A 3,261-nucleotide genomic window follows, 5' to 3' on the forward strand; every position below is an offset into this window, starting at 1 on the left:
CCGGCAACACCTGAAGGGCCCGCGAACCTCTGGTTCGCGGGCCCTTCGTCGTTCTCGTTGTGCGCGCTCAGAGCAGTTTGCGCGCGGCCCTCCTCAGGTCGTACTCGTGAATGATCGCCTTGGCGTGGCCGTACGCGAGGTCGTGCTCGGCGCGGAGCCAGCTGACCTTCTCCTCGAAGCGGAAGAGAGCGGGGCCTTCGTCGACGGTGCGCAGCCAGTCGGAAATTTCACGGCCGGTGCAATGGGGGATTCGGGCGAGCAGGTTGCGATGGGTCTCCTCGGAGAAGACTTGGGACATCGGCGCCTCCGGACGCTGGGATGTAAGCCGGTCCTTCAAGTCACGGTGCCTGAGGGTTGGCCCGTTGGCAACAGTCCTGTTGAGGCGCGTAGTCTCGCGGCGTGCTTGATACGACCCCGTTGACCAGTGCCGTGGACCATTTCGCCGACCGTTTGCGGGCCGCTCCGCAGAGCCGGCTCCAGCGGGGAGCGGCGGCGGAGGCGCTGGGTCTGGCCAGGGAGTTGGCACTGCGTGCCCAGCTGCTCGAGGACCCTCAGGGGCCGGTACGGGAGATGCCCGACGCGGGCATGTTCGCGGCCGCCGACCAGATCACCGTCGCCGGGCACGATCTCGCGCTCGTACTGAGGACCGAGGGGGAGGTTGCGGAGGCGGTGCGCCTCGTGGAGGAGGCGCAGAAACGCGCGGGGGTCTAGCCCTGCGCGGGCCCGTCCGGTGCCTTGCGGTTGCAACGCGGCTCCGGGCTCACGGTCACGGCCGAACCGGGCCGTCGGGCTCCTGGCCGCACCGGCCACCGGGCCACCGGGCATACGGCTACAGCGAGGCTATGACGCGGTCCGCCAGGATGTACACGTTGTGGTCGCCGCAGGAGAACGTGAGGGCGTACGCGCCGGAGACTCCTGAGCCGCCGAGGAGGACCGGGGTCTCGCCCTCGCGGAGGGCGCCGGCCAGTTTCTCCGCGGTCTCGCGGTGGCCCGGAGTCATACAGAGCGTGGTGCCGTCGGCGAAGACGTAGACGTCGAGCGTGCCCAGGGGGCCGGGGCGGACATCGGCCAGCTCCGTACGGGACTCGGCCAGCTCCTCGAGACAGGCGACCGTACGCTCGTGATCGTTCGCCACCGGTGACTGGACCGGTACGAAGTCGGGGTGCGAGGGGTGGCGGCGGCGGGCCGCGGCCAGCTCGGGGGAGTCCGGGGCGAACTCCTCGGCGTCGGCGCCGGGCTCGGTCACCGCCTCCAGGTGCTCCAGGCCCGCGAAGTCCGACTGGCGCGGCAGGAACAATTCGCTGTCCGGCAGGCCGAGCAGCGTGGGCCCGTCCGAGGCGTCACGCGCCTCCTGGGCGGCCCAGAACGCCCGCGCCTCGGCCAGCTCCCGCTCCTCGGCGAGCGCCTCGGCGACGGCAGCGCGTATCTCGGCCGTGTCCGCGGCGCTGCGGGCCGCGGGCACCGCAGCGCGCACACCCGCCGTACGGCTCTGGCTGAGCTCGCTCTGCAGGGCCGCGATCTGCCGACGCAGCCCGTGTACGGCGTGCAAGGTGGCCGCGCCGACGGCCGTGGCGGCGGCCGCGGTGAGCAGCAGGGCTAGAGGCATGGCGCTCACTGACGTACTCCCGGTTCAAAGTCGACCCCCGACTTCCTACATCAGCTTGAAGGGCGGACTATCCAGCTGTCAGTGCATTACGTCACGAATTGGACAGTTATTTGGGCTCGATGTTTGGCCGTGAACCCGCTCTGAGCTGCGTACATCCCCATTCGGAGGGGTGTAGGTCACATCATGGGGGAGATTGGATCACAGAATGGTCCAGGGCCCGGGGGTTCCGGGCCCTGGACCGGTGGTGGGCGCCTCGTCTCAGCTGAGTCGCTCGATGACCATGGCCATGCCCTGGCCGCCGCCGACGCACATCGTCTCCAGGCCGAACTGCTTGTCGTGGAACTGGAGCGAGTTGATGAGCGTGGTGGTGATGCGGGCGCCGGTCATGCCGAAGGGGTGGCCGACCGCGATCGCGCCGCCGTTGATGTTCAGCTTGTCGAGCGGGATGTTCAGGTCGCGGTAGCTCGGGATCACCTGGGCGGCGAACGCCTCGTTGATCTCGACCAGGTCGATGTCGTCGATGGTCAGGCCGGCCCGGGCGAGGGCCTGGTTGCTGGCCTCCACGGGGCCGTACCCCATGATCTCCGGGGACAGTCCCGAGACGCCGGTGGAGACGATCCGGGCGAGCGGGGTCAGTCCCAGCTCACGGGCCTTGGTGTCGCTCATGATCACGAGGGCGGCGGCGCCGTCGTTGAGCGGGCAGCAGTTGCCGGCGGTGACGAGCCCGTCCGGGCGGAAGACCGGCTTCAAGCCCTGGACGCCCTCCAGCGTCACGCCCGGGCGGGGGCCGTCGTCCTTGCTGACGACCGTGCCGTCCGGGGTGGTGACCGGGGTGATCTCACGCTCCCAGAAGCCGTTCTTGATGGCTTCCTCGGCGAGGTTCTGCGAGCGGACCCCGAACTCGTCCATGTCCTGGCGGGTGACGCCCTTCAGACGGGCCAGGTTCTCCGCGGTCTGGCCCATCGCGATGTACGGGTCGGGGAGGAGGTCGTCCTCGCGCGGGTCGTGCCAGGTCGCGCCCTCGCTCTGGGCGACGGCGACGGTGCGGGCCTCGGCGTCGGCGAAGAGGGGGTTGTGTGTGTCGGGGAGCCCGTCCGAGGAGCCCTTCCCGAAGCGCGACACCATCTCCACGCCCGCGGAGATGAAGACGTCGCCCTCTCCCGCCTTGATGGCGTGCAGGGCCATGCGCGAGGTCTGGAGGGACGAGGAGCAGTAGCGGGTGACGGTGCAGCCCGGGAGGTGGTCCATGCCCATCTGTACGGCGACGATGCGGCCGAGGTTGTGGCCCTGCTCGCCGCCGGGGAGGCCGCAGCCGAGCATCAGGTCGTCGATGTCCTTCGGGTCCAGTTGCGGGACCTTGGCGAGGGCGGCCTCGATGATGGTGGCGGTCAGGTCGTCCGGGCGGAGGTCTTTCAGCGAGCCCTTGCCGGCGCGGCCGATCGGCGAGCGGGCGGCTGAGACGATCACGGCTTCGGGCATCACGGCTCCATTGGCGTTGCGGGACTTGGGCTGTCTGGGAAGTTACCCGCACGTACCGTGGAGGTCACGGATAGGGCTGTGTGACCCCCACCGCATTTTTCTAAGCGCTTGCTTGGCCGGTTGCGTTTTCCTTCCCCAACCCCACCCCTTCCCGAAACTGGGGGCTTCGCCCCCAG

The 3,261-nt window shown here is 69.6% G+C and carries 4 protein-coding genes; 1 reads left to right on the forward strand and 3 read right to left on the reverse strand.

The window, feature by feature from the left end:
* Positions 1-67 precede the first annotated feature (67 nt).
* On the reverse strand, positions 68-298 hold the full coding sequence (locus FGD71_RS35215; RefSeq protein WP_103550712.1) for a DUF4287 domain-containing protein: 231 nt from the start codon (positions 296-298) through the stop codon (positions 68-70).
* Between the two features lie 101 nt (positions 299-399).
* On the opposite strand from FGD71_RS35215, the gene FGD71_RS35220 reads away from it, so the two are divergent.
* Complete coding sequence (locus FGD71_RS35220) at positions 400-711, forward strand: hypothetical protein (protein WP_171060228.1); 312 nt, start codon at positions 400-402, stop codon at positions 709-711.
* A gap of 118 nt (positions 712-829) precedes the next feature.
* On the opposite strand, the gene FGD71_RS35225 is transcribed toward FGD71_RS35220, so the two are convergent.
* Positions 830-1,606 (reverse strand): hypothetical protein, encoded by a 777-nt coding sequence (locus tag FGD71_RS35225; protein ID WP_119104625.1) that lies wholly within the window; start codon positions 1,604-1,606, stop codon positions 830-832.
* A gap of 258 nt (positions 1,607-1,864) precedes the next feature.
* Complete coding sequence (locus FGD71_RS35230) at positions 1,865-3,085, reverse strand: acetyl-CoA C-acetyltransferase (protein WP_119104623.1); 1,221 nt, start codon at positions 3,083-3,085, stop codon at positions 1,865-1,867.
* Between the last annotated feature and the right edge of the window lie 176 nt (positions 3,086-3,261).

It is taken from the genome of Streptomyces sporangiiformans (genome assembly GCF_005768555.2).
Classification (GTDB): domain Bacteria; phylum Actinomycetota; class Actinomycetes; order Streptomycetales; family Streptomycetaceae; genus Streptomyces; species Streptomyces sporangiiformans.